This is a genomic window from Calothrix sp. NIES-2100 (genome assembly GCF_963875285.1).
In the GTDB taxonomy this organism is placed as follows: domain Bacteria; phylum Cyanobacteriota; class Cyanobacteriia; order Cyanobacteriales; family Nostocaceae; genus Aulosira.
Genome location: NZ_CAWNLA010000001.1, coordinates 4,118,463 through 4,144,131, shown reverse-complemented (window position 1 = coordinate 4,144,131; position 25,669 = coordinate 4,118,463). Strand labels below are relative to the sequence as shown.

The 25,669-nt window shown below is 41.6% G+C and carries 27 protein-coding genes and 1 riboswitch; of the genes, 11 read left to right on the top strand and 16 right to left on the bottom strand.

Annotated elements, in window-relative coordinates; translation table 11 throughout:
- Positions 1–395 precede the first annotated feature (395 nt).
- A complete protein-coding gene (locus tag AACU32_RS16955) occupies positions 396–1,100 on the top strand; it encodes a haloacid dehalogenase type II (RefSeq protein ID WP_096601379.1) in 705 nt (234 codons plus the stop codon).
- 173 nt (positions 1,101–1,273) lie between these two features.
- Positions 1,274–1,456, top strand: coding sequence for a hypothetical protein (locus AACU32_RS16950; RefSeq protein ID WP_096601376.1), 183 nt, complete (start codon positions 1,274–1,276; stop codon positions 1,454–1,456).
- A gap of 133 nt (positions 1,457–1,589) precedes the next feature.
- On the opposite strand, the gene AACU32_RS16945 is transcribed toward AACU32_RS16950, so the two are convergent.
- Positions 1,590–2,060, bottom strand: coding sequence for a YbhB/YbcL family Raf kinase inhibitor-like protein (locus tag AACU32_RS16945; protein WP_096601373.1), 471 nt, complete (start codon positions 2,058–2,060; stop codon positions 1,590–1,592).
- A 207-nt stretch (positions 2,061–2,267) separates the two neighbouring features.
- The gene (locus AACU32_RS16940) at positions 2,268–3,386 is read right to left on the bottom strand and encodes a Gfo/Idh/MocA family protein (protein WP_096601370.1); all 1,119 of its coding nucleotides are present in this window, start codon (positions 3,384–3,386) and stop codon (positions 2,268–2,270) included.
- A gap of 348 nt (positions 3,387–3,734) precedes the next feature.
- Between AACU32_RS16940 and AACU32_RS16935 the strand changes: the two genes are divergently transcribed.
- Both AACU32_RS16935 and AACU32_RS16930 read left to right on the top strand, forming a co-directional pair.
- Entirely contained in the window at positions 3,735–4,199 is a 465-nt protein-coding gene (locus tag AACU32_RS16935; RefSeq protein WP_096601367.1) for a cupin domain-containing protein, read from the top strand.
- Between the two features lie 490 nt (positions 4,200–4,689).
- Positions 4,690–5,526 carry a hypothetical protein gene (locus AACU32_RS16930; protein ID WP_339377986.1) on the top strand — a complete coding sequence of 279 codons (837 nt, stop codon included), beginning with the start codon at positions 4,690–4,692 and terminating at the stop codon, positions 5,524–5,526.
- Positions 5,527–5,560: 34 nt separating this feature from the next.
- Here the strand turns inward: AACU32_RS16930 and AACU32_RS16925 are convergent, their stop codons facing one another.
- Positions 5,561–5,794 (bottom strand): hypothetical protein, encoded by a 234-nt coding sequence (locus tag AACU32_RS16925; protein WP_096601361.1) that lies wholly within the window; start codon positions 5,792–5,794, stop codon positions 5,561–5,563.
- Between the two features lie 139 nt (positions 5,795–5,933).
- On the opposite strand from AACU32_RS16925, the gene AACU32_RS16920 reads away from it, so the two are divergent.
- Complete coding sequence (locus AACU32_RS16920; RefSeq protein WP_339377985.1) at positions 5,934–6,734, top strand: isopentenyl phosphate kinase; 801 nt, start codon at positions 5,934–5,936, stop codon at positions 6,732–6,734.
- 14 nt (positions 6,735–6,748) lie between these two features.
- Here the strand turns inward: AACU32_RS16920 and AACU32_RS16915 are convergent, their stop codons facing one another.
- From AACU32_RS16915 to AACU32_RS16895, 5 genes are all read right to left on the bottom strand, one after another.
- The gene (locus AACU32_RS16915; protein ID WP_339377984.1) at positions 6,749–7,492 is read right to left on the bottom strand and encodes an RNA ligase family protein; all 744 of its coding nucleotides are present in this window, start codon (positions 7,490–7,492) and stop codon (positions 6,749–6,751) included.
- Positions 7,493–7,773: 281 nt separating this feature from the next.
- Complete coding sequence (gene aac(6'), locus AACU32_RS16910) at positions 7,774–8,220, bottom strand: aminoglycoside 6'-N-acetyltransferase (protein WP_096601352.1); 447 nt, start codon at positions 8,218–8,220, stop codon at positions 7,774–7,776.
- Between the two features lie 223 nt (positions 8,221–8,443).
- Positions 8,444–9,037: a neutral zinc metallopeptidase gene (locus AACU32_RS16905; protein ID WP_096601348.1), complete on the bottom strand. Its 594-nt coding sequence runs from the start codon at positions 9,035–9,037 to the stop codon at positions 8,444–8,446.
- A gap of 287 nt (positions 9,038–9,324) precedes the next feature.
- Complete coding sequence (locus AACU32_RS16900; RefSeq protein ID WP_339377983.1) at positions 9,325–10,146, bottom strand: CheR family methyltransferase; 822 nt, start codon at positions 10,144–10,146, stop codon at positions 9,325–9,327.
- A gap of 11 nt (positions 10,147–10,157) precedes the next feature.
- A complete protein-coding gene (locus AACU32_RS16895; RefSeq protein ID WP_096601342.1) occupies positions 10,158–11,231 on the bottom strand; it encodes a protein-glutamate methylesterase/protein-glutamine glutaminase in 1,074 nt (357 codons plus the stop codon).
- A 97-nt stretch (positions 11,232–11,328) separates the two neighbouring features.
- On the opposite strand from AACU32_RS16895, the gene AACU32_RS16890 reads away from it, so the two are divergent.
- Positions 11,329–11,547 carry a hypothetical protein gene (locus AACU32_RS16890; RefSeq protein ID WP_339377982.1) on the top strand — a complete coding sequence of 73 codons (219 nt, stop codon included), beginning with the start codon at positions 11,329–11,331 and terminating at the stop codon, positions 11,545–11,547.
- Between the two features lie 51 nt (positions 11,548–11,598).
- Here the strand turns inward: AACU32_RS16890 and AACU32_RS16885 are convergent, their stop codons facing one another.
- The 3 genes from AACU32_RS16885 to AACU32_RS16875 form a co-directional block, all read right to left on the bottom strand.
- A complete protein-coding gene (locus AACU32_RS16885) occupies positions 11,599–12,906 on the bottom strand; it encodes a methyl-accepting chemotaxis protein (protein WP_096601336.1) in 1,308 nt (435 codons plus the stop codon).
- 108 nt (positions 12,907–13,014) lie between these two features.
- Positions 13,015–13,455: a chemotaxis protein CheW gene (locus AACU32_RS16880; protein WP_096601333.1), complete on the bottom strand. Its 441-nt coding sequence runs from the start codon at positions 13,453–13,455 to the stop codon at positions 13,015–13,017.
- 137 nt (positions 13,456–13,592) lie between these two features.
- Positions 13,593–15,725, bottom strand: a complete 2,133-nt coding sequence (locus AACU32_RS16875; protein WP_096601330.1) for a chemotaxis protein CheA — start codon at positions 15,723–15,725, stop codon at positions 13,593–13,595.
- A gap of 580 nt (positions 15,726–16,305) precedes the next feature.
- Between AACU32_RS16875 and AACU32_RS16870 the strand changes: the two genes are divergently transcribed.
- The 5 genes from AACU32_RS16870 (at position 16,306) to AACU32_RS16850 (ending at position 21,723) form a co-directional block, all read left to right on the top strand.
- Positions 16,306–16,674 (top strand): response regulator, encoded by a 369-nt coding sequence (locus AACU32_RS16870; RefSeq protein WP_096601324.1) that lies wholly within the window; start codon positions 16,306–16,308, stop codon positions 16,672–16,674.
- A gap of 198 nt (positions 16,675–16,872) precedes the next feature.
- Positions 16,873–17,478: a chemotaxis protein CheC gene (locus AACU32_RS16865; RefSeq protein ID WP_096601321.1), complete on the top strand. Its 606-nt coding sequence runs from the start codon at positions 16,873–16,875 to the stop codon at positions 17,476–17,478.
- A 16-nt stretch (positions 17,479–17,494) separates the two neighbouring features.
- Positions 17,495–19,108 carry a hybrid sensor histidine kinase/response regulator gene (locus AACU32_RS16860; protein ID WP_096601318.1) on the top strand — a complete coding sequence of 538 codons (1,614 nt, stop codon included), beginning with the start codon at positions 17,495–17,497 and terminating at the stop codon, positions 19,106–19,108.
- Positions 19,105–20,286, top strand: a complete 1,182-nt coding sequence (locus AACU32_RS16855; protein WP_339377981.1) for an FAD-dependent oxidoreductase — start codon at positions 19,105–19,107, stop codon at positions 20,284–20,286. The genes AACU32_RS16860 and AACU32_RS16855 overlap by 4 nt, the downstream gene beginning before the upstream one ends.
- 213 nt (positions 20,287–20,499) lie before the next feature.
- Positions 20,500–21,723 carry a tetratricopeptide repeat protein gene (locus AACU32_RS16850; protein ID WP_096601315.1) on the top strand — a complete coding sequence of 408 codons (1,224 nt, stop codon included), beginning with the start codon at positions 20,500–20,502 and terminating at the stop codon, positions 21,721–21,723.
- A 17-nt stretch (positions 21,724–21,740) separates the two neighbouring features.
- Here AACU32_RS16850 and AACU32_RS16845 read toward each other — a convergent pair whose 3' ends face one another.
- The 5 genes from AACU32_RS16845 to cobG form a co-directional block, all read right to left on the bottom strand.
- Positions 21,741–22,076 carry a hypothetical protein gene (locus AACU32_RS16845; protein ID WP_339377980.1) on the bottom strand — a complete coding sequence of 112 codons (336 nt, stop codon included), beginning with the start codon at positions 22,074–22,076 and terminating at the stop codon, positions 21,741–21,743.
- An 11-nt stretch (positions 22,077–22,087) separates the two neighbouring features.
- Positions 22,088–22,453: a papain fold toxin domain-containing protein gene (locus tag AACU32_RS16840; RefSeq protein ID WP_096601309.1), complete on the bottom strand. Its 366-nt coding sequence runs from the start codon at positions 22,451–22,453 to the stop codon at positions 22,088–22,090.
- Positions 22,454–22,573: 120 nt separating this feature from the next.
- A complete protein-coding gene (locus AACU32_RS16835; RefSeq protein ID WP_096601307.1) occupies positions 22,574–23,278 on the bottom strand; it encodes a precorrin-2 C(20)-methyltransferase in 705 nt (234 codons plus the stop codon).
- A gap of 3 nt (positions 23,279–23,281) precedes the next feature.
- Positions 23,282–23,908: a precorrin-8X methylmutase gene (locus tag AACU32_RS16830; RefSeq protein WP_096601305.1), complete on the bottom strand. Its 627-nt coding sequence runs from the start codon at positions 23,906–23,908 to the stop codon at positions 23,282–23,284.
- 81 nt (positions 23,909–23,989) lie between these two features.
- Entirely contained in the window at positions 23,990–25,435 is a 1,446-nt protein-coding gene (cobG, locus tag AACU32_RS16825) for a precorrin-3B synthase (RefSeq protein WP_096608045.1), read from the bottom strand.
- A 61-nt stretch (positions 25,436–25,496) separates the two neighbouring features.
- Positions 25,497–25,578, bottom strand: a riboswitch (adenosylcobalamin-variant (AdoCbl-variant) riboswitch).
- Positions 25,579–25,669: the final 91 nt, after the last annotated feature.

The following is a 25,669-nucleotide window of genomic DNA, read 5'->3' as shown; positions in this document are numbered from 1 at the left end:
TAAAAAATATCCAATATTTAGGATGAACAGTCCGATAAAACCTAGAAATAGCAATAAATTACTCTTCATGAGGCACATTAATAACTAACAGCCTGAGCAAAGATTAAGTTAAAATTGGTACAAATTTAGGTTAAGGGACTGAGAACTTAAAAAATATGCAATATGTAGAGTGCGGCAGACAGACAACACCTCAAAAGACCAATAAATTATTATTAATAACGCAGCCTATTAACTGACAGTATTAGCAAAGGTTGAGTTAAAATCAGTACAAATTTAGGTTAAGGCTTTCTGGAAAATTGTTTGACCGTACCATTGAAAACACGCCTTAGATGGAAGGCTTCAGTATTTCCGTCCCCTATAATTGAACACCATTAACTTAGCGTGGAGTAAAAAACTTGATTAACTTTGAACAGTCCAAAGTTTTAACATTTGATTGTTACGGTACTCTGATTGATTGGGAAAGTGGGGTTTTAGCAGCACTTAAGCCACTTTTATCTGCCCACGGTTATGATTTAGATGATGAAGAAATTTTGCAATTTTTTGCAGAATTTGAAGCGGAAATTCAAAAAGGAGAATACAGAAAATATCAAGAAGTTCTCACAAGAGTAGTCCAAAAATTTGGCGAACAATTTAACTTTGCCCCGACTAATGAAGAATTACCTTCCCTGGCTAATTCGATTAGGCATTGGCTACCTTTCCCAGATACAGTCGAGGCGTTGAAAGCTCTCAAAAAAAAGTATAAGCTGGCAATTATTTCTAATGTAGATGACAATCTCTTCGCTTTCTCTGCCCAACATTTAGAAGTTGAATTTGACTGGATTATTACAGCAGAGCAAGTTAAAAGCTACAAACCTGCTCTCAACAACTTCAAAGTTGCAATTGAGAGAATCAAGCTACCTCAAGAACAGATATTACACGTTGCTTGCAGTATTTATCATGACATTATTCCCGCCCAATCTTTAGGAATCTCAACAGTTTGGGTAAATCGGAGAGCAGGTAAAGAAGGACTTGGTGCTAATTTACCAGTAGAGGCTCAAGCTGATTTAGAAGTACCAGATTTGCATACCCTAGCTGTCTTGAGTATAGGATCTGGGAATTAGGGAAATGTGCTTACTCCGAACTCATCACAACACCAGATAGAAACTCTAGAGTTCGTCAAACACGTCAGATATGGATCGGTAGTTACACCATCTAGTCCGATCGCTTTTCGCCAGAATGTAATGTGGTGGTGCAAAATTATGCACTCTTACTCAGCTAAATTCAGAGGCTAGTTATGTTTCCTTTTTGGGGTAATTACTGTTATGGTGGCGAACCTATTTCGCACAAATCTCATTTAGAGCGCAAACTAAAATTCCTCACTTGGATGCGAGATGATTTAGAGTCCAAACTGGCTGGTATTAATGCCGCAATTGATACCATTCGGCAACAGATACAACGGGAAGATACAGCTGCTTAGAATTTCATTGTTGCTTTCACTATTTTGAAACTCAAGTAGTTGTCTTAAGAGTTGTCAATTCATCCCATGTCTAAATTGGGGCATAGCGAATGGGTTTTCCCAGGAAGTCCATGCCCTATGCCCTAATTTAGTGCTACTGCTCAATCTCCCTAGCATAACGACCCATAACTTCAGCCTTATCCAGAATATGACCTGCCATTGCTTGTAATACCTCTTCTTTAGTTGCACCTGGAGATAAATCAAGCGATCGCTCTAAAGCAAAGATTTTGAAAAAATAGCGATGAGCCCCGTCTTTGGGAGGTGGACAAGGGCCTCCAAAACCTAACTTACCAAAACTATTTTTTCCTTGTACAGCACCATTTGGGAGTCTAGGCTCTTGAGTAATACCTTCTGGTAGTTCGCGGCTATCAGCCGGTATATTGTAGACAACCCAATGGGTAAAGGTTTTTTGCGGCGCATCTGGATCATCTACAATCAAGGCAAAACTCTGCGTCCCTTGTGGAGGATCTTCCCAATATATTGGCAAAGAAATATCATCTCCATCGCAGGTGTATTTAAAAGGTATCGTATTGCCAATAAAAAAAGCTGAACTTCTAATTTCCATATTTTCACATCAAGGTGAGTAAAAAGCAGTTCCGATGAAAAAATTTCACCGCCAAGTATGAAAATGGTCATTGGGCATTGGGCATCCCTTCTGGTGCGTCCGCTACGCGAACAACTTGCGAGAGGGCAAGTGGACATTTCTTATTTATCTTCCTTGTCCTCCTTGTCTCCCCTGCTCCCCTGCTCCCCTGCTCCCTCTGCTCCTCCGTTACGACTTCCCGCTTGGATCGGCTGCATGAATTAACTCTGGCGATTCCGTCTCTGGACGTTGAATAATTTGCTGGGCTGATGGCCTGTGCTGACGCTTAAACTCTCCAAGTTGCACAGGCTGACCTGTTTGCGCTGATTGATAAATAGCACGAATAATGCGAACATCTGCCAAACCTTCTTCACCTGATGGCTCTGGTTCTTGATTATTCAGTATGCAATCAGAAAAGTAGGTAATTTCTGCTGCAAACTGATTACCAGCAGCATAGGATTTTTCTTGCGTTTCATCGTTAATACTAATTTTGTGCTTCAGTTCTCCCACATAGGAATATGGTGATTCCATCTGCAAATTACCTTTTGTACCCAGAAGCTGTAAGCTGGAAGCTGATGCAGCACCAAAGCTAGAAGTAAAGTTTGCGACTCTCTGTCCTGGAAAACGCAAAATAGCACTCGTCATTTCGTCAGCTTCATCAAAACGCTTTTCGTCTCTGCTTACACTATAGGCAAAAACTTCATTTGGTTCATTTTGAAACAGATATCGAGCAGCATTGATACAATACACACCCATATCGTAAACACTGCCACCACCATTAGAGATTGGTTCTAGGCGGACATTGCCTTCTGCAACTTGCTGGGAAAATACTGAGTTAAAAATACGAGTGTCGCCAATTTTACCAGACTTCGCAATCTCTACTGCTTGCATATTCGCTTGGTCAAAATGCAGGCGATAAGCAATCATCAGCTTAACGTGATGATCTTTAGTAGCACGAATCATCTGTTCGCACTCTTGTTCTGTGACTGCCATTGGCTTTTCGCAAAGCACATGAACTCCTGCATTTGCTGCCCAGACAGTGTAATCACAGTGTAAATGGTTGGGTAGTGCAATATAAACTGCATCAATTTCCCTACTTGTCAAGCAATTGTCATAGTCTTCGTAAGAATAAGCTTTAACTCCATACTGCTTGCTTAATTCTTCACGCTTGAGTTTGTCTTCAGAAAACAAGGCGACTAGTTGTGAATTTTCAGTTTCGGCAAAAGCAGGCAGTACAGTTTCCTGGGCAATCCAACCTAGTCCCACAACGGCGTAACGAATTTTGCGCTTCCCGTTTGTAGCTGCCATTTTTTAACCTCCTAATAAAGTACTTGTTTTCCCACAAATGTATTTTTAATTTCTCGGTGGATGCAAAAAATGCCAAGTTGATATGAACTGTGGCAATGCTGCAAAGTCTTTAAATATTTGCAGCCAGTTTTGCCCAACCCTTAACCTTAAAGTTAAAAATTTACAGCCTCAGCTCCATCCTCCTACCGATTGATTCAGATACTTGAGGGGTCTGTTATGCTTGGCTGTAGCTTGCACAGAATGTGAACAATCAAACTTCTGATTAAATTTTGATAAATGATTGATCGCAGCTATAGCCGCTTGTAAAACAATGGTTTGAGCACCTAAATTAAAGCTTCAGGAGTGCAAATGAGTCTACCCATCCAAGAAATTGTACTAGCGCCAGGAGAAGGCTCTCACCTGACAATTGGTAATAGCGAAGTTATATTCAAGGCTGTTGGTGCTGATACTCATGGTCATGTGGGATTATTTGAAAACACGATCCAACCAGGGGGAACCGCGCCCATACTGCATATTCACCGCCAGATGGAAGAAATGTTTTATGTTCTGGAGGGAGAAGTTGAGATTCAAGTCGGTAATCAAACAGTACAGGGTCAACCAGGAGCATTTATATTAGTTCCCCGTGGTACACCCCATACATTTGCTAACCGAGCCAGCAAAGCTGCGAAGTTATTGATCATGTTTTGTCCCGCAGGCGATCGCGAAAAGTATTTTGAAGGTTTAGCCAAACTCCTCCAAGAGGGACAGACACCAGACCGGGAAGCTTTACTCGAATTGATGCGACAATTTGACCAGGAGCCAGTAGAGACTTAAGCAAAGGGGTACGCCAAATTCAGCATTTTAGATATCTGCATATCTTGAAGATATAAAAAAGTTGAATATTAAGTTTTGCAAACAAATTGCCCAGTCTCTTCCAATTAGAGATTTAACAGAGTCAAAAAATCAGTTTAACTAATAATTTTTATTTTTTTAATAAACTAATATTATCATTTGATTCTCGAATGAGAAATTTCTGGCAAGAAATAATAATCGATGTAAAAGCTTGTACTTTTAACATGAAAGCTTTACCATGCTAATACGTATAAATACTGTTTTAGTTGTTTGTTTTGTTTGTGATTGACGTATCCGGATTTATTGCTTTGCTGTTGAAGAAGTAATTACTAACACAAGTAAAACTAACTAGAGCCAATGAGCAAGAGCTAACTTTGATTTTTTAATTTTCCAGATAAAAATACAGCTAAAACGACAAAAGCTTTGACATAACACACTTACAGGATTAATCCAGGGTAATAAGGAGTTAGCTATGACAACGTTAAATTTAATGGATGATAAAACATTAATTAGTCAATACGTACAAGGCAAGACCAGGCTAGCATTTAATCAAAATCTACGTATAGAATCAATATCAGAAACAATTCAGTTATTAACTAAGAAAGGTTTCTTACTGGCAAGTATTAATTTAGCTAACCAATCTAAGGTTTTCTTAGTACGGCAAAACTCTAATCATTTGGAATTAATCAATCAAGTATTACTCGAAAATAGTTTTATTCCGACAGGCAAAATTGAGAATGGGTTGATGCGGTATGAATATTACCAGATTCCGGTAGGCTACCAAATGTATTACACTGAAGTAAAACATTTATGGAAGTTGTGGCGTTCGCAAATAAATTTGCCAGGGAAAAATCAGACAGCATTGAATTTACTCATTTTTAGTGGAAAGGGTTTCGAGAAAATTCACGAAATGGCATTTAGTCGGGAAAGTTTATATATCAAAACTACCAATAATGAAATTTTAGTACAATCCGGCGATCGCGTGATTTGGATCAGTTCTGTACAGGCACAATCAGAACCTACAACTGCGATCCAAGCACAGACAAAGGTTAAGGATAATCAGGCTTCATCTGTGTCAAAAGTTACCGCTGAGGATTTGCTGAGTTTATATCAAGAGCAGATTCAGCCTAGTGAACAGTTATTATCGATGGCTGCAATCACAACTAATAATATTGTGCGCTTTGATCAAGGAAAACTGTATATCCAAACGACTGAAGGTGAGATTGTCGTTGAAGGTTATAACCTGAGATTCTCGCTAAATGAGCGTAGAGTTGAGAATCGCACTTCTCAACCAGTATCGGTAAGGTAAAGAATAGCGTTTTACATATAAAATTTAGTAGTGGCTATTTTTTAGCATAGTCAAATGATACACAAGGACTGTCAATTTCCTGGGCTGGTTGGAACGAATTGCAAAAAATTATGGTAGAACAATTAACTTGCAATTCGTCTGGGTGAATACAGTCTATCCCGTCTTCTCTCTTGGTATGAAAAGCACAGTCTTGGCAAATAGTTTGACGTGGCGATGGTTGGGAGTATTCGGAAATTAACTGATATTGGTACTCGATTGAGTCTGACATAAGCCAAAATCACGATTGGTAGGTTTGTAGTCAGCACAAAGCGTGCTTTAATTCAGGACTGAAGTCCTGACTACGAATTAATTTACTCTCTATGTGGTAAACTTTTTGAAAGTTATCATCCGATTGTTGTCAATATTTCATGATGGATCTGGCATTAATCAAGCTGGGAGGGTCGTTGATTACTGATAAGGATCAACCATTAACTGCTCGACCCGAAATTATCCAACAACTGGCCAGGGAAGTGAGTGCGATCGCACATCAACATCCCCATCTAAAATTGATTATTGGCAATGGTGCTGGTTCTTTCGGTCATCAGTCAGCTAAGAAATACAATACCATCAATGGTATTAGCACTGATGTTGATAAATTCGGATTTTGTCTAGTCCACCAAGATGCTCTCGATCTAAATCGGCTATTGGCGAAGATTTTTTTACAAGCGGGTTTACCAGTAATTAGCCTACCACCTGTAACGATGGCTGTTACTCAGGAAAAAAAATTACTCAAATTTGACTATTCAGCTATAGAAAATAGTCTCGCAGCTGGTTTGATTCCTTTAGTTTTTGGTGATGTGATTTTTGATAAAATAATTGGTGGTACTATCCTATCTACTGACAGATTATTAGCAGAATTAGCTAAATATTTTTACACAGAAGAAAAGTTTCAGGTTCGATTAATAAATGTCGGCAACTATCCTGGTGTGTATGATGAAGATGGGCAAGTGATATCTGAGATTACTCAAGCTAACTATCCGCAAATCAAAGGTTTTATTGGTGAAAGTAAATCTATAGATGTTACGGGCGGTATGCTCAGGAAAGTTGAAGAATTTTTAGCTATCTCTAATTTAGGAATTGACTGCTGGATAATTGATGGTAATATCCCCGGTAATTTGGCTAATGCTGTGTTGAGCAATTCGGCTCTAGGTACTGTGATTCGGGCATAATAATCTTGAGACTACTATCCTCTTCGTTTGCTATGACGTTCGTAATCTTCAAAACGTAACTTGGCGATGGTCGCTCCGCGAACCGCCGCAGGCATCGCACTTCGGGATGTAGTTCGCGCTACAATACCTTCGGCTTGACCACGGGCACCTACATCGAGTGCAACGTTTGTTTGTGGTAGCATTGTTTTGAGAAACTCATGTGTTTCTTGAATCGTCACGGGTAAAGATGTGACTGTTGCAATTCGTGGTGTGAGAGCAAATCCATATTCTTTGCTAGCTTGAGTGAGTTGCATTTCATCAAGGAAGACTTGACCACCACGATCTCGCCATGCTGCTAGTTGCTTGATAGGTTGAGCAAATAGCGTTTCTATGTCTGTGAGAACTGCTACATCAAATAGTCGCCAGCCAACAGTTTGTTGTGAGGTGTATTGTTTGCTAGCTCCGGTAATCTTCCCGCCATACAATTCTAGATAGGTAACAGCAATACCATTTTGCGATTGGGGTAATGAATCTGCAATTTTTTTGAGAGCATCTACAATCCCAAGTGCAGGATTACCAATGAGATCACCTTTGGCAAAGAGTAGTTCTTCTCTACTACCCAAAACGAAGTTACCATCAGGCAGTAAAATGATGCGAGAGTTTGTACCATCTACTTTTTCAGTCAGGATGACCTCACCATCAAAATTAACTGTCTGTTCTAGCAAAGCTCCTTTGTCCCCTAGAGCGTGATAAGTAGGGATACTAGGATATTTGGTCATTGAGTTGAGTTTGTTTAAGTCACAACTTTGCAGTGAAAAATCATAACTCATATGCAATTAAATATTAAGCGCACTACAAGTATAATACATAAATTTTTATTTTAATAACATTAGAGATTACAACTTGCATAAGTAAGTCGGCACGAATAAACCCAACTATGTAACAAAATGTAAATTCCTCAAAACCCTTGTGATTGCTTCGTCGTACCTCCTCGCAATGACAAAAGTATAGTTATGTTTTTTAACGCCCACTTACTTACCTTAGCGGTAAAAATTTATCATCACCTGTCTATTGGCTTAATGAATGTCACGATTCTTTCTACCTCTTGAAAACCTACCTGGCGATGAAATTCGTAACTTGTGGTGTTATCTAATAAAGCATCTGAGGCGATTTCTAGACAGCCATGTTCCCGTCCCCATTGTTGGGCATATTCTATTAAGAATCTACCTATACCTTGTTTTCGATACTCATTTTTGACATAAATCCCTTCTACATATGCAACAGGACTAGTGGTAGCACCAGGTACATAATCATATCGCAGGGAGAGATTAATAAAGCCAATTGCTATTCCAGCGTCATCTTTAATTAAAAATCCTGCTTCACGGGGCGATTGGAGAATATTGGTGAGAGATGTGTGTCTTTCTTCGGGGGATTCATCTGGCCAAAGTTCCAATGACAAATTTAACCATGTATCAAAGTTATCTTGGTTAACTGGGACAATTTTCATGGTTTTCTCCTTTGATTTCAGACTTATAAACCTCTCTCTAAATCTCTCTATTATAAGGATCTACGGTGTACACACAATTCCTTAATTCCTTATTTTTCTCCTCTGTGGTCTCTGTGCGCTCTGCGTTTAAAACAATCATTTTTGTACCGCAGAGTACGCAGAGTATAGATGTGTGTACACTGTAGCTTACAACCAGAGAGAGTGTGAAAACACGCTCTCAGGGTTAAACGCGACAAACAGCGAAACCTCTACCATTAACTGCGCCTTTCATCCCTAAGACAACGGCTTTGACTCGTTGTTCTGGGGTTCCGTGATGGTGTCGGCTACCCCAGTCATAATCACCGATGTGATAAGCTAGGCTAGCAATTTCTAATGTATCGCGTTCGTCAAAAACAATATTCGGAATTAATCCTAAATAAACGCCTGCTAAACAATCTGCTTGTAGTTCTGATATTGGTGTGATTCGTGGTTGAAATCCATAGGCAGTTTGCATGGCATGAGCATATTCATGTGCAACTATATAAGCTAAGGCAGCATCGCCAAAATGATATGCCATTTGAATATCTTGTTTGGTTATATATACGGTATGGTTTAGTTTGCAATACAAACTACCGGAAATACGCCCACAACGACTACGAGATCCTTTAGCAACGTTCCATATTAATTGTGGTGTGGCTTGATAACCATGAATATGTTGAATACCTGCATAAACTCCATCGACAACAGGTTGAGGTGCCCATTCTGCTTTTACTGGGATATTTGCTAGTACAGATGTTAGGCTAACTAAGGCTGTAGTTAAGGCTTTGAGTGCTTTCATTGTGTGATATCGTCAGCGGATGAATTTAGGGCTAAATCATTCAAAGGCTGATGACGGATTTTACCCAAAAAAGTGCTTTAGCTTAAAAAATATTGAAATAATAAGATATTTAGCTGAAGTGTAATACCAATTTGAAAAAACAATGCGACAAATAGGTAGGGACACCTTAAGAATCATTGATGTGTCGCCAAAATTATTTGAATTGGTATAGCAATTTTCGTTTTACTTAATGTACATTCTCAGGGCACGGCAGTGCCGTGCCCCTACAACTCGCGATATAATATTAATTATTTATTTAAGCGATAGCAAATAGCTTTATCAAATTGAACACGAGTGAATGCTGTATCTAGGTGGATGGTGGTTTCAGCATTACCCAGAAATAAGTAACCATCTGGATTTAAGTTCTGCTTGATTTTTTTTAGTAAGGATTTTTTAGTTGCAGTATCAAAGTAAATTAAAACATTGCGTAAAAAAATTACGTCATGTTTGGGGAGGGATGGCCAACATTGCACGAGATTAATCTGGCGAAATTCTACCATCTGAAGAATTTCTTGCTGAATTTGCCAGTTGTGATCTAGTTTTTGAAAATAGCGATCGCGGAAATTTTTCGGTAATCCCCGCTGTATTTCTAGTTGGTTGTAACACCCTTCTCTCGCCTTAGCTAAGACTTTGCTGGAAAAATCGCTCGCCATGAGCTTTAAAGACCAATTGTCCAGTACTGGAAAATGTTCTTTAATCAGCATGGCGATGCTGTAGGGTTCTTGTCCATGAGAGCAAGCTGCACACCAAATATTCAGTGATCGCTCTATACTTCTTTTACCGACCAACTCTGGTAGCACAAATTTTTTCAGTGCTTCAAAGGGATGATAATCTCGAAAAAAGGATGTTTCATTGGTTACTAGGGATTCAATCACCTGACTGTGCAGACTGCCAAAAGGTTGAGTCTGTAGATAGCCAACCAAGTCGGAAATTGAGGCAAATCCGGCTGATTCGGCAATTGGCTGTAAATATAGATCTGCTAGATAGCTTTTTTCGGCGTGCAAGACCACTGCCGAATATTTGTATACTAGTTGACAGATAAACTCAAAATCATTAGTGTTTACACTCATAGTCTGTTTCATTACAGACCGGAAATAGGTACTTGATTGTCACGAACTCGATGGACAATTTCACCTGCGATTTGGTCAAGGGGAAGAATCTTATCGGCTAAGCCTGCATTGACAACGAAACTAGGCATTCCCCACACCACACTACTAGCTTTATCCTGTGCTACCACCTGTCCGCCTGCTTCCCGGATACATTTACAGCCATATAATCCATCTTGTCCCATGCCTGTCAAGATGATGGCGATCGCTCTTTTATTATATACTTTTGCTACAGATACTAATAGTACATCTACTGAAGGACGACAGGAATTTTCTGGTGGCGCTTGATGGGTAGCCAGTCGCACAACATCGCCCTGACGTTGTACAACCATGTGAAAATCGCCAGGTGCAATCCAAGCTTGTCCAGGCTCTAGTACGGTTTGGGGAACTGCTTCATCTACACGAATTTGGCACTGAGAATCTAATCTTTGGGCTAATAATTTGGTAAACATTGGTGGCATATGTTGGACAATTAATATGGGAACCCCGATATCGGCGGGTAGTGCAGGAAGTATTTTTGCTAGGGCATTTGGTCCTCCTGTAGAAACCCCAATTGCCACAACATCTACCTGTTCTCTACGATTGTGGATGGCTGGAACCACTGAATCAGTAATTGTAGTTGATGGGGAAAAAAAAGTAGTTCCGACACCAAATACCTTAATTTTGGGGATTAATTCCTCACGGATATGTTGGTTGCTGGCCTCCACGCTTCCTAGGTTACTAGGTTTGGTGGCATAATCTGAAGCACCTAAAGAAAGAGCTTCGAGTGTGGCGATCGCGCCAGTGTGGGTAGAGGTGCTAAACATAATCACAGGTAGCTGTGGATAGATCTCCCGAATCGCCGCCAAGGTTTGTAAACCATCCATCTCTGGCATTTCGATATCAAGAATGATGACATCGGGATTCAATCGAGGAATTTTCGCCAAAGCAATGCGCCCATGAGCAGCGACTCCCACTACCTCTAGTTCTGGATCGTTGGATAAAATTTTACTAACACGACTACGAACTACTACGGAATCATCAACTACGAGTACCCGGATTTTTGGCATTGGGGATTGAGGGGATAAGGGAGATGAGGGAGTGTGGGGAGATGAGGGAGACAATCTGCATTGTGAATTGATGATGCTTTTTGAGGTTTTTAGCTTCGTGAATCAGGCTTTTAACTCCGTTAACGAGGCTTTTAGCTCCGTTAACGAGGCTTTTAACTCCGTTAATCAGGCTTTTAGCTCCGTTAACGAAGCTTTTAACTCCGTTAATCAGGCTTTTAACTCCGTTAACGAGGTTTTTAACTCCGTTAACGAGGCTTTTAGCTCGGTTAACGAGGTTTTTAACTTGGTTAATCAGGCTTTTAGCCTGAAAGTTTGAGCTTCACCAATGCCCAATGACAAATGACAAATGACAAATGACAACTGACAACTAATATTTAAATTGATTGACGACTTTTTGCATATCTACAGCCATGCGGGCTAGTTCTGTGGCTGCTTGGGAGGTGTTAGTTGCACCAATTGTAGTATTTTGAGCATTGACGGCGACAATTGCGATATTTTTCGCAATATCTGAGGTTCCTTGGGCGGCTTGGGCTATATTTCGGGCAATTTCATTAGTGGTGACTGTTTGCTCTTCCACAGCACTGGCGATGGTGCTTTGCAAGTCGTTTATCTGGTTGATGATGTCTGTAATTTGAGTTATGGCACTAACTGCACCTTTGGTATCAGTCTGAATGGCTTCAATTCGCTGGCTAATATCTTCGGTGGCGTTTGCAGTTTGTTTGGCGAGTTCCTTCACCTCATTGGCTACAACAGCAAATCCTCTACCTGCGTCTCCGGCTCTAGCTGCTTCAATGGTAGCATTCAAGGCTAGTAAGTTTGTTTGTTGAGCGATCGCAGTAATGACTTTGGTGACTTTACCAATTTCTAGGCTGCTTTGACCAAGTTTAGCAATTGTCTGGTTGGTGCTTTCGGCTGTTTTTACGGCTTGGGCGGCTACTGTTGCGCCACTAGCCACAGTTTTGGCAATTTCGCGAATGCTGGCGTTCATTTCTTCGGTCGCAGTGACTACTGTACTGCTGTTTTGATTCACTTGCTCGGCTGAGGCGGATGCGGATGTTGCTTGTTCTGCGGTTTGTTCTGCATTGGTGCTCATTTCGGTGCTAACTGCGGTAAGCTCTTCAGAAGATGATGCAACTGCGATCGCTACATCGGCCATTTGTCTGATGGAAGATTTCAGGCTACTAATCATCTGATTGGCATTATCGCTGAGTTGCTTAAATTCTCCGGCATTGCGTGCTTTAATTTGTTTTACTAAATTACCTTGGGCTACTGCGAGGGTGACTTCATTAATATTTTTGATCTGCTGTGCCAAGTTAGCAGACATTTGGTTTAAATTGTCCAATAATTCTTTCCAAGAACCTTCTGCGCCTTTGAGTGTAATTTGTGAACCAAGCTTTCCTTCTTGGCCGATTTCGGTTGCTAAACGGGTGACTTCGGTGGCAAAGTGGAAATTGAAACTCACCAATTCGTTAAAAACTGCGGCGATTTCACCAAAACCATTGTTCTCTACTGGGAGACGAACGTTAAAATCACCGTTTCTAGCGGCTTTCATGGCTGCTAGTAATGGTTGCAGTTGCGGATCTGTTGTGCCGTAATTAATTTCTATCGCATCTGCACTATTATCTGTGGGAGAATTAGAGTCATTAGTTTTTTTCCCCGTCCGATTTGTCGCCATTACTCAGCACTCCTAATTTTTTAAATAAAAGAATTTTGGTGAGTCGTAGTCAGCACTTCAGTGCTTCAAAAGAAAGGACTAAAGTTCTAACTACGAATTAATTTGAACCTATAGAATTTTTTCAGTGTCTAGAACTAACAAAAACCCTTCTGGTAATGGGTAAGCTCCTGCTAGCAGCTGACGCATTCTCCCTTTTAACGTTGCGGGTGGGGGTTGAAAGGTGTTTGCTGGTAACGCTAAGACATCGCCAACCTCATCAACTAGCAAGCTAACTACTTGATCGTCAGCACAGACAACAATATAAAATCCTAGTAGATCATCTCTTAGTTTAGTGGTTAAGCGCATGGCTGATTGACCCATGTCTAATCGCTGCTGTAAATCTATGACTGTTAAAATTTGCCCTCTGAGGTTAATTAAGCCACAAATATCTGGTGGCGCTAAAGGTACAGGTGTTAATGTATGGGGACGAATCACTTCTTGCACATCCTGTACATCAATACCAAAAAACATTCCGTTGAGAAAAAAGGTGCAAAGTTCTTGTTCAGCCACTTTAATATCATGTCCGCTTAATTACTTACTAAACCCTCTGAACCCCACCCCGCCAAAGCTGTGCTTTGTCTCCCCTCCCCGCTTGCGGGGAGGGGATTAAGGGGTGGGGTGCTTTTGACTTTGGGAATCATAACTAATTACTCGGACATGATATAACTCCGTGACAACAAATAGGGGTTAGCAATTTGAATTACAGCCTCAACGTCAAGAATTTCTGTGATTTGACCTTGAATTACTGTACAAAAAAGTACGCCCGGTCTGCTAGCCATACCTATGATGGTTAGTGGTTCGTCTACAATGTCAACAATCTCCTCAACTACTAAACCCACACTAACTTCTGAGGTAGGAGAGACGATCGCAATCTCTAATGTCTCGGTTGCAAGTTTAAGTTCGCGATGATGGCGATCGCTAAATATAGTGTGCAGATCAATTAAGGGTAAAATCTGACTGTTATACCGAAAAACATCCTGATTCGCGACTTTTTCCACAGCAGTCGCCGGAATTTTTTCGAGCCGCAATGCTTTGGTTAGGGGAATGCCCATCGGTGCAGCTTCCGGCCCGGTAAATAGTAAAATCATTTGGCGATCGCTTTGGGGATCTGGGATATCTGCGGCTGCTCCAGTTGCTAATTGCTGGTGTTTCTCACTCACACTGGCTTGTTTAGCTAAACCCACAACATCAATAATTAATCCTACTTTGCCATCACCTAAAATTGTCGCTCCAGCAAATACAGATACAGATTTTAACTGCTGTCCTAGAGGTTTGACAACGATGTCTAGGATATCTTCTATGGTGTCCACAACTATCCCAAATCGATAGTTATCAGCTTGGAGAATTACAATACTCAGGGTTTCTAAGTTGGCGCTCTTTTCGGGAATCTGCAATGCTTGATGTAAGTAAATTAAGGGTATAAGTTCTCCTCGCAAGCGATATACAGGTACGTTGTAAAACATCTCAATTCGATTGATTGCTGAGACTGCTTCTAAACGAACTAGCTCTTGTAGACTAGTTTGGGGGATGGCATAGCGATCGCCAGAGCTAGTAATGATTAATGCGGGAATAATTGTTAATGTCAGCGGCATTTTCATTTTAAATGTTGTGCCTTGTCCCTGCTGACTGTAAATTTCCATGCTCCCGTTAATTTTTTCAATATTGCTCTTGACAATATCCATCCCTACCCCTCTTCCAGACAGGCTTGTCACTTGTTCACTAGTCGAGAAGCCAGGTAAGAAAATTAAGTCTATTGCTTGGGAATCGCTCATGGTTTCAGCTTGGTTGGGGCTGATTAATCCCAGTTGCTGCGCTCGTTGTTTAAGTTTTGTCGGATTTATCCCCCGTCCATCATCACTAATTTCAATATTGACTTTACCCCTTTCATGAAAGGCGCGCAGACATATTTTTCCTAGGCTGGGTTTACCACTAGCAATGCGTTCAGCTGGTAATTCAATGCCATGATCGATACAGTTACGGATTAAGTGGGTTAAGGGATCTTTAATGGCTTCAATAATACTTTTATCGATTTCCGTATCTACCCCTACCATTTCTACTTGAACTTCTTTACCAGAAGCGATCGCTAAATCACGAATTACCCGGGGGAATTTTTGCCAGATACTATTAATTGGTTGGAGGCGAGTTTTCATGACTTGTTCTTGCAAATCGCCTGTAATTAAATTCAAGCGTTGGCAAGCCAGAGTCAAACTATTATCCTTGAGCTTGGCAGATAATCCCATGACTTGGTTCCGGGCTAAAACCAACTCACCTACCAAGTTCATCACCTGATCTAACAGCCCAACATGAACGCGGATATGGGATTCTGAGGCTGTATCGCCATCAAAGGACTCGACAAATTGAGGTGATGGCGATGTGGCTACAGTAGGTTGAGTTTGTTGTAATGTAGTTAAAGTTTGTATCAGTTCTGCATAATCGCGATCGCCTTCCTTTCTAGTTACTGCAATTACAGACAACATTTGGCGGATACTGTCAACTGTTTGCAGTAAGGTGCTGACGATTTGGGGAGTGATTGCTAAATTGCGATCGCGCAGCGACGAAAGCAAACTTTCCGCCCCATGAGCCAGCGCTTCTAACTTGGGAAACGGTAAAAAGCCACAGTTCCCTTTGATAGTATGGAGTGAGCGATAAATCCTTGCTAGCTCTTCGCCATTTCCAGAATCTTTCTCTAGTTCAATAATGTCTCGTTCAATTTGATCCAGATTCTCGTAGCTTTCAACGAGAAATGCTTCTATATCATCATCAATTTCTGCTAACTCCATTGTGTTGATAGCTTCTAAACTCCTTATTTTAATACTAATAAGCTGCAAAAATCAATATATATCTCTCTAATGAGAGATGTTTATCTCACTAAATGCTGAAAATATAATGTTACACTGAAAAACGAAAGCAGAGAGATGCAATGTCCTTGTTGCTGTTCAAATCAAACTTTTAAGAATGGTCGGCGTAAAGACAGACAATGTTACAAGTGTAAACAATGCAATCGTCAGTTTCTCGAATTCTATCAACCTTGGGGTTACTCCCATGATATCAAGCAACTTTGCCTGCAAATGCATCTTAATGGCATGAGTCTGAGAAAGATCCAGCAAGTAACTAATATTCACCATACAACAATTTTACATTGGGTGCGAAAAGCTAAAATGAAAGGAGATGAAATTTCCCAGCAATAACTGATTTTAAATGCATATATTTACGAAATATATCTATGTTTGTTTAAAAATTTAATCATTGTTTACGCAGAGTAAAAACTGCTGCACCAACTAAAGATAAATTTTTACGAATAATCCCAGAATGGACTAGTTGCACAATTTTTGTCAGACACAGATCAAAAGGGTAAAGCTGATGGCATTGGTTTTAATTATCGATGATGCAGCATTCTCTCGCAGAATGATTCGCAAGTTTCTGCAAGTAGATGGCTATGAAATCCTCGAAGCTAGTAATGGGCGCGAGGGATTAGAAATGGTTCACAAACATCAGCCAAACTGCGTCTTAGCTGATATTTTAATGCCTGACATGAATGGGTTTGAATTTTTGCAAGCTCTCCAAGATGAACAATTAGAAATTCCTACCATTATCATCTCAGCCGATATTCAAGAAGGCGCACGCAATCAAAGTTATCAGTTAGGGGCAGTTAACTTCATTAATAAACCGCCGAAAGAAAATGAATTGCGCTCAGCTGTCCAGCAAGTTATTAATAACGTAAGTTGCTAATTATTTGAGAATGGGTAATGGGGAGATGAGGGGGATGAGGGAGATGAGGGGGACAAGGAGGACAAGGGAAGGAGGACAAGGGAAGGGGGACAAGGGAGTATGGAGAGTTTTTTCCCCATCTTCCCCCTCTTCCTCATGCCCAATGCCCAATGCCCAATGACAAATGACCAATGACAATTGACTATTGACAAATAACAAATGAATGTGACACCAGAACAACTAGATGCCTTGCAAGAATTAATTAATATTGGAGTTGGTAGAGCAGCAAGTTTACTTAATGAGATGGTAAACTCTCACATTCGCTTAGAAATTCCGTATGTGAAAGTATTAAAAGCTGCGGATGCCTATCAAGAATTAGCTTCAAGATTTCATGATGATAGTTTAGCAGCTGTGCGACTTGGCTTTACAGGCCCCTTTTATGGCACAGCTGGCTTGATTTTTCCCACAGACAGTGCCTCGACATTAGTTGCAGTTTTAACTGGAGAAGAACCTGGTTCAACTGATTTAGATGCAGTCAAAATTGGCACATTAAGCGAAATTGGTAATATTGTAATTAATGGGGTAATGGGTTCGATTAGCAATGTGCTAAGGCAACATATGAATTATACATTACCCGTGTATTTAGAAGATAAAATTGAAAATTTATTGGCATCTGCTAATGTCAGCGAGTCAAAAATGTTGTTAGCACAAGCCAGGTTTACAATTGAACAATTAGAACTGATTGGAGATATTATTTTAATCTTCGAGTTAGATACATTTGATGCCTTGATTCATATTATTAATCAAGAGATGGGAGTCTCATGAACGGAAAAATCAGAATATGAACAAAATCGAACAAGCTCAAGAAAAATTTGCCCTGCTAGATAAAATTACTTTAGGAGCTTTTGTTCTACAATCAGACTACAGTGTTTTATTCTGGAATTGCAGTTTAGAAGAATGGACACAAATTCCTCGCAGTCGAATTTTAGGCAATTCAATTCTGGAATATTATTCCCATCTCAATCAACCACGCTACACAAGCCGCCTAGAACAAATTTTTCAGGGTGGCCCGCCCACAATCTTTTCTTCCCAACTGCATAAATTTATCATTCCCGTACCTTTACCCCAAGAGAAATACCGCATACAGCACACAACAGTAACTGCTGTACAGGCTGATGGTGATGAATTTTATGCCCTGTTTTCTATTCAAGATGTTACCGATTTAACCTTCCGCGTTCAGGAATATAAACACCTGCGAGATCAAGCATTAGCAGAAGCCGAAGCCCGCCAGCGATCGCAAGAAGCCGCCGAAGCCGCCAACCGCATCAAAGATGAATTTCTCGCCATAGTTTCTCATGAGTTGCGATCGCCATTAAATCCGATTTTGGGTTGGGCTAAGTTACTCAAAAAAGGAACATTGAATGAAACTGCGACTCTTCGCGCCGTGGAAACGATAGAAAGGAATGCGGAACTCCAAGCGCAATTAATTGATGATTTATTAGATATATCTCGAATTCTCAGAGGTAAGCTAGCACTTAGTTTAGAAAATGTGAATCTAGCTATTGTAATTGAAGCGGCATTAGATACAGTGCGACTAGCAGCAGAAGCCAAGTCAATTCAAATTGATTTGTATTTAGAGGCAAAAGTGGGCACTGTAAAAGGTGATAGTAGCCGACTGCAACAAATTGTTTGGAATCTGCTTTCTAACGCCATCAAATTTACACCGACTGGTGGAAAGATTCAGGTGAATTTAAAACAGATTGATTCGCAAATCCAAATCCAAGTCAAAGATACTGGTAAGGGGGTTAGTCCGGAATTTTTGCCCCATGTATTTGAATATTTCCGGCAAGCAGATACTAGTATAACCAGAAGATCGGGTGGATTAGGGCTAGGTTTAGCGATTGTCCGCCAACTGGTAGAATTACATGGCGGTAGAGTTTGGGCAGAAAGTCCCGGAGAAGAACAAGGTGCAACATTTACAGTTTCTCTACCAGCAGTGCAAAAGACGCTGACATTATCAGATAAAGATAGTAATTTATCGGAAGATTTTTATCCATTATCTGTGCCTTATGCGCCATTAGAAGGAGTGAGGGTGTTAGTTGTGGACGATGATGTTGATACACGCGAATTTCTCGCCTTTTTATTAGAACAGTATGGCGCGATCGCCACAATCGCCGCCTCAGCCCATGAAGCATTAGCGGCGATCGCCCAAATCAGGCTAGATGTCTTATTGAGTGATTTAGGTATGCCAGACGTAGATGGTTACTCCTTAATCCGTACAATCCGCAGATTACCAGCCCATCAAGGTGGACAGATTCCCGCGATCGCGCTGACAGCTTACGCCGCAGAAACCACCCAACAACAAGTATTTGCGGCGGGATTTCAAATGCATATCGCCAAACCAGCCGATCCCTCAAAGCTAGTAGCTGCGATCGCTGCACTCATGAAACGGTGAACAGAAGGGGCATTTTCCAGTTAAATGAAGAAGAAATGATCCAGACAGCCCAGAAAATTATCATTATTGGCGGAGGTATTGGCGGCGCAGCAACAGCGTTAGCGCTGCATCAGGCTGGATTTGATGTTACTGTTTACGAACGCACCTCGGAGTTAAGGGAAGTAGGCGCAGGAATTGCACTTTGGGCAAATGCTACCCATGTGTTACAAAATTTGGGCTTGTTAGAAGAGGCAATTCGTGTAGGTAATCCCATCACCAATTATCAATTTAATTCCCAAGCTGGAAAAGAATTAGTCAACGTAAATGTGAATCGATTCGATTTACCAGTTCTCGGAATTCATCGTGCTGATTTACACGCCCTACTTTGGGGGAATGTAGCAAGGGAAAAGTTTGTCTTAGGGCAAATTTTTGAGCGATTTCATCAGGTGGGTGACAAAATTCAGGCTGATTTCGCCTCTGGCTTGAAGATTGAAGGCGATGCTTTAATTGGCGCTGATGGTTTGAAATCGCGGGTACGAGCATTACTATTAGGCGACAACCCGCCTATTTATCGTAATTTTACTACCTGGCGCGGTCTCACAGATTACATTCCCAACGGCTACCGTTCTGATTATATTAGAGAATTTTTTGGTTTAGGTAAAGCCTTTGGATTTATGATGCTGGGTAAAAATCGGATGTATTGGTACGCCGCAGCTAAAGCACCAGAAGCACAACCTGACTCAGCACTAGGACGCAAAAGGGAACTGGAACAAATGTATCAAGACTGGTTCCCCGCGATTCCAGAATTAATTGCGGCGACAGATGAAGCCAATATCCTGAAAACAGATCTTTACGATCGCATCCCCACTCGCCCTTGGGGAAAGCAAAATATTACACTGCTAGGAGATGCAGCCCACCCCATGCTACCAACATTAGGACAAGGCGCTTGCATGGCATTGGAAGACGCAATTGTGATAACCAAGTGTTTACAAGCACAATCAGATCCCACATCTGCTTTTGAAAAATACGAATCACAACGCTTTGCCCGGACTAAATCGATTGTCGAACAGTCATTGCGATCGTCGAAAATGGGAGAATTAGAAAATCCTTATGCTGTCGCCTTACGCAACACATTTATGAAACTCATGGGAGCAGCAATTAACAACAGCTTTCACTCAATTCACGCCTACAGAGCTTAACCTCAACTCTTACTCTCTGCGCCTGGAGCGACTCTGCGTGAGATAAATTCATACTTTCAGCAAGTCAGCGCTAATATTTCAAGCTATGTTAAGAAATTTAAATCTTTAGCCAGTAAATTGGTTACAAAAACCGAAACCATAGCCCGATTCACCCACCATACCCCTAAAATCAACATAAAGTTTCAGATAATCACTTAATGAGACTGACAAATCATGGGGAGTGCAAATAATCAGGCAATTTGCTGGTGGTTTCTACCAACTTTATTGCTGAGTGTGGTTTGGCTGTCTGATGCTGTGGGTGCGACACCAACAAACCAAGGTTTGCAGATAGCACAGCAGCCAGGAACCACTCAACAAAATGCCACTCGCGCTGCTGCGGAACAGGTTTTTCAAGAGGGAATGCAGCTTTATCAACAAGGTACAGCAGAATCACTGCGACAGGCGATCGGGAAATTGCAAGAAGCACTGAAGCTTTGGCAACAACTTGATGATAAACGCTGGGAAGCCGAAACCCTCAACAATATTGGCTTAGTCTACTCCGATTTAGCACAAAAGCAAGAAGCGCTCAAATACTTCAACCAAGCTTTACCCATATTCCGTGCAGTGGGGGACAGAACAGGGGAAGCCACCACACTTAACAATATTGGCAGTTTCTACAACTCATTAGGAGAAAAGCAAGAAGCGCTCAAATACTTCAACCAAGCTTTAGCCGTAATCCGTGCAGTGGGGGACAAAAGAGTGGAAGCCGTCACCCTCGGCTATATTGGCGTTGTCTACAACTCATTAGGAGAAAAGCAAGAAGCGCTCAAATACCTCAACCAAGCTTTACCCATAAGCCGTGCAGTGGGAGACAAGGGAATGGAAGCCAGCACCCTCATCAATATTAGCAGTGTCTACGCCTCATTAGGAGAAAAGCAAGAAGCGCTCAAATACCTCAACCAAGCTTTACCCATAGGCCTTGCAGTGGGGGACAAAAGAGTGGAAGCCCGCACCCTCAACGATATTGGTTTTGTCTACGCCTCATTAGGAGAAAAGCAAGAAGCGCTCAAATACTTCAACCAAGCTTTACCCATACTCCGTGCAGTCGGCGAGAGAAGAAGGGAAGCCACTATCCTCCACAATATTGGCAGTATCTACAACTCATTAGGAGAAAAGCAAGAAGCGCTCAAATACTTCAACCAAGCTTTACCCATACTCCGTGCAGGGGGGAACAGGCAAAGCGAAGCCAACACCCTCCTTAACATGGCTGCCCTAGAACACAGTCGGGGTAATTTACAACAAGCCCAAACACATATTCAAGCAGCTATTGAAATAATTGAAGATTTACGCGCCAAAATAGCTAACGAAGAACTACGCGCTTCTTACTCTGCCTCAGTCCGAGTCTACTACGAATTCAACACCTATCTGCTGATGGAACTGCAAAAAAAAGACCTATAAACATGCATTGATTGCACTTATCCTACAAGCGGGCGATCGCGCTGAAGCGGATGGGATTGGGTAAATTCTTCAAATAGCTTGAAAAAGCTATCCAAAGCGCTGCGTTCGTCTTCGGCGTAAAAAAGAATGATTTTGTCCCAAGATTGACCCGAAGAGATGTTAAATTTGCTTTGAATCCAGGTTTGAAATTCTGTAAACTGACTTTCTTCGTCGGTTTGTGGAATGCCCAATTCGCGACGCGCCAGAATGTAGCCAGAAATACAGGATCGTAGGTTACACACAGAAGGTTTACCCAGATACATAGAAGGGCGTTTTTGGACTTTGCGAATTAAATCATATAGATTACTCATCATATATCTCCTGGTTAAAAATCTGTCTCTGTAATCTGAAAGTCGCCGCCGATGTCTTTGACAGCACAGTAGAGGTTGTTCAGCCAAACTTGTCTTTGAATTCCTTGCGGATGAATGTTGTCAAATATTAGCTCCTCTTGTAATATTTCAACTGCGATCGCCTCATGTATCCCATTGGTAGAAATATTTTGCTGAAGTATCTCGTGATATATGTTGCAGTAGGGTTCTTCGTTGCTGCCTGTGAATAATTGTAGCCGTTTTCCCGCAATGCCCCTTTCAAGTAAGAATGTTTGGATTGCATTGGCGCACTGAATACATTCAAACAACGGGAAAGCTTCAGCAATTTTAGAAATCTGCTGTCGCAACTGGAAATCGGTCACAAAGGTAGATTTTTAGTAAAAATTAATAATATCAAACTAAATTATCTAGCATTTCTGGTATTTAAAAAAATCCTATTCAATGTTAGCTAATTTATCTGAATCTAATACAATTTTCACATTCTATAACCTACTCTTACTTGGAATTATAATCATCGCAAAATAAGGCACATCCGCCGGATCAACTTCATCCAATGGTACAATTCTTTGCTGTGCCATCGTTGCCCGTTCAATATACAGCGCCCGCGATGCTAACCCTAATTGATGCAAAATATCGCGTACTTTGGTAAAGTGACGCCCCAATTTCATAATCGCCGCTGCATCGGTTGTTAATAGTTGTGAAATCAGTTCTTCAGCTGGTAAAGGCGCAGGCAAAACGGTGAGAATATCGTTGTAGTAGGTGAAAGGTACACCCAAGGCTACCGGACAAGCCATGAGTGATGAGACTCCAGGGACAACTTCGGTTTCGTACTCCTGGGATAACCGGGTGAAAACATACATAAATGAACCGTAGAAAAACGGATCACCTTCACATACCACAACCACATCTCGCCCTGCGGCTAAATGTGCCGCAATTGGTGCAACTTCTTGGTCGTAAATTGACTTGGCTTTTTCTGGCTCCAAAGCGCGGGGGAGGTGATATAGTACCTCAATTTGATTGCCAGACAGATATGGCGCGATAATTTTTCTGGCAATACTTTCTTTATCTGTGGCTGATTGATAGGCAATTACAGGCGCAGCTTGTAACAATCGTAGCGCTTTCAGGGTCAAGAGTTCTGGATCGCCAGGCCCTATGCCAATTCCATAAAGCCGACCTTTCGTTGACATATATTATTCTTCCTCTGTTGCTAGGGCGTTAACTGCGGCGGCGGCGATCGCACTTCCACCACGCCGACCATGTAATGTTAAAAATGGTACATTGCGACTGTCTGCTGCTAGTGCAGCTTTCGACTCTGCCGCACCCACAAACCCTACAGGAAAACCTAATATTACCGCAGGTTTGGGACAACCCTCATCCAGCATTTCCAACAACCGGAATAAGGCTGTGGGCGCATTCCCAATTGCCACTACTGCGCCTTCGAGATGAGATCGCCATAATTCTAAAGCCGCCGCCGATCGCGTAGTACCCATTTTTTCCGCCAATTCTGGGACTTCGGCATCGTAAAGAGTGCAGATAACTTGGTTATTTACTGGCAATCGCCGCCTAGTAATGCCTTCAGCCACCATCCGGCAATCACAGAGTATAGGCGCACCATTTGCCAAAGCTGCCCGTCCAGACTGCACTGCTGTTGGTGAATATCCTAAGTCAGTGACAATATCCGTCATTCCACAGGCATGAATTAAACGTACTGCAACTTTTGCTACATCTGGCGGCAATATTTCTAAATTCGCTTCTGACCGGATGATAGCGAAAGAATTACGGTAGATTTCCTTAGCATCTTGGATGTAATCAGGCATTGAGGCAGGGGGCTAGGAAGGGGGACAAGGAGGACAAGGGAGACAAGGGAAAGGGAGACAAGGGGGACAACTGACAACTGACTATTGACCATTGACTATTGACCATTGACTAATACCATATCGATGGACAAATTCCTTAAAAGTTTCATCCAGGTTCAGGCGTTGGGTTTTATATACTAGCAGCATCTGTTCAATCAATGCGGGCAATTTCGCCACAGTGACAAATTGATATTCCCGACCAAATTTTTGCTCGTTGTTGTCAATACCTACATAAACGCGATAGCCCTCTACTGTTCTATTTTCTTCTTCAATGGTGACACCGAGGAGAGTAATATCACTTTGGTGATGTTGGGCGCAGGATTTAGTACAGCCGCTAAAGTGGATATTTACAGGGCTATCTAAAGCAACGTGGGTTTTGAGATATTCTGCTAATGTTAATGCGTCTTTTTTGGTGTCAGTTGCAGAAGCTGCACATCCTTTATTGCCAGAACAGGCAACTAATGCACTATTAATATTACTGATGGCACAATCTAATCCTAAAGCAGAAATTTCACTTTGAACATTAGCGATCGCTTGTTGGGGAATATCTGTTAAAAGTAAGTTCTGCCAAGGGGTAAGCCGGAGAGTCCCACTACCATATTTTTCTGCTAACTCAGCTAACCCCAATATCTGCATGGTTTCTAACCGACCTAAAGGCAAAACAACGCCAAAATAAAATAAATTCGGCTGGCTTTGAGGATGAATGCCAATATGGTGGTAATTTGTAGCCGTTTTCTCAATCCATGTCTCTGTTTTCCCGCAGGAGAGAGGAAAAGCTAGACGCTGCTGGACTTGTTGCAGATAATTTTCATAGCCCAAACTGTTGATTACCTCTCGCAGACGCAGTTTGTGTTTACTACTAGGATCGAGATACCCTAGGTAAACATCGGCTAAAGCTATCAAAATCGGCAAACATTGCTCTGGTGACAATAAAATTCCTGTATCCTGGGCTGGTTTACCCTTGGCGCCGACACTCAAACCAAGGCGGAAGTAAACCTTACCGTCTACTAACACAGCCGCAAAGACGATATCATTGATGCGATCGCTGACCGAAACAATTCCCCCACCATCAAAGCACACACTAAATTTGGCAGATAGCCCTGATAATTGGGAATTAGCTGTGATGTAATTGTCCCAAGCTGTCACCAAGGGACGAGTATCGATCAATTCTTGGGGATCAATACCCGCCGTCGGACTGGTCATAATATTGCGGATTTGATCTACAGTCGTGTTACTACAACCTAAACCTAAATCTTGTACATGCTTCAACACAAGAGCGTTGATCCCCTGATGAATTTCCCGAATTTGCAAGTTAGCGCGATTAGTGACATCAACATAACCACCGCCATATTGGTCAGCTATATCTGCGATCGCGCGACATTGTTGACTATTTAAAATCCCACCTGGTATTCTAATGCGGGATAGTATGCCATCTTGAGCAGGTGTGGCGTAAAACAAGCCTGGACATTTGGTAAATCCGGACAGCAAAACTGGAACTCCTTCCCCGTGCAACGCAGAGAGTAGATGAAATATGATCCTGAAGGATAGCCTGAGAATTGGCATTCTGACTTACTTTACAGCTGCGGCACAGTCCCGGAATTTCACCGGAGTTTCCCAACCCCAAGCTTTAGTAATTTAGCATGAGAAGCCTGTCAGAATTCTCGATGGTTCATAATTTTCATCACCTGATAACATTTCCTTAATGGAGTTATATATCTAAGA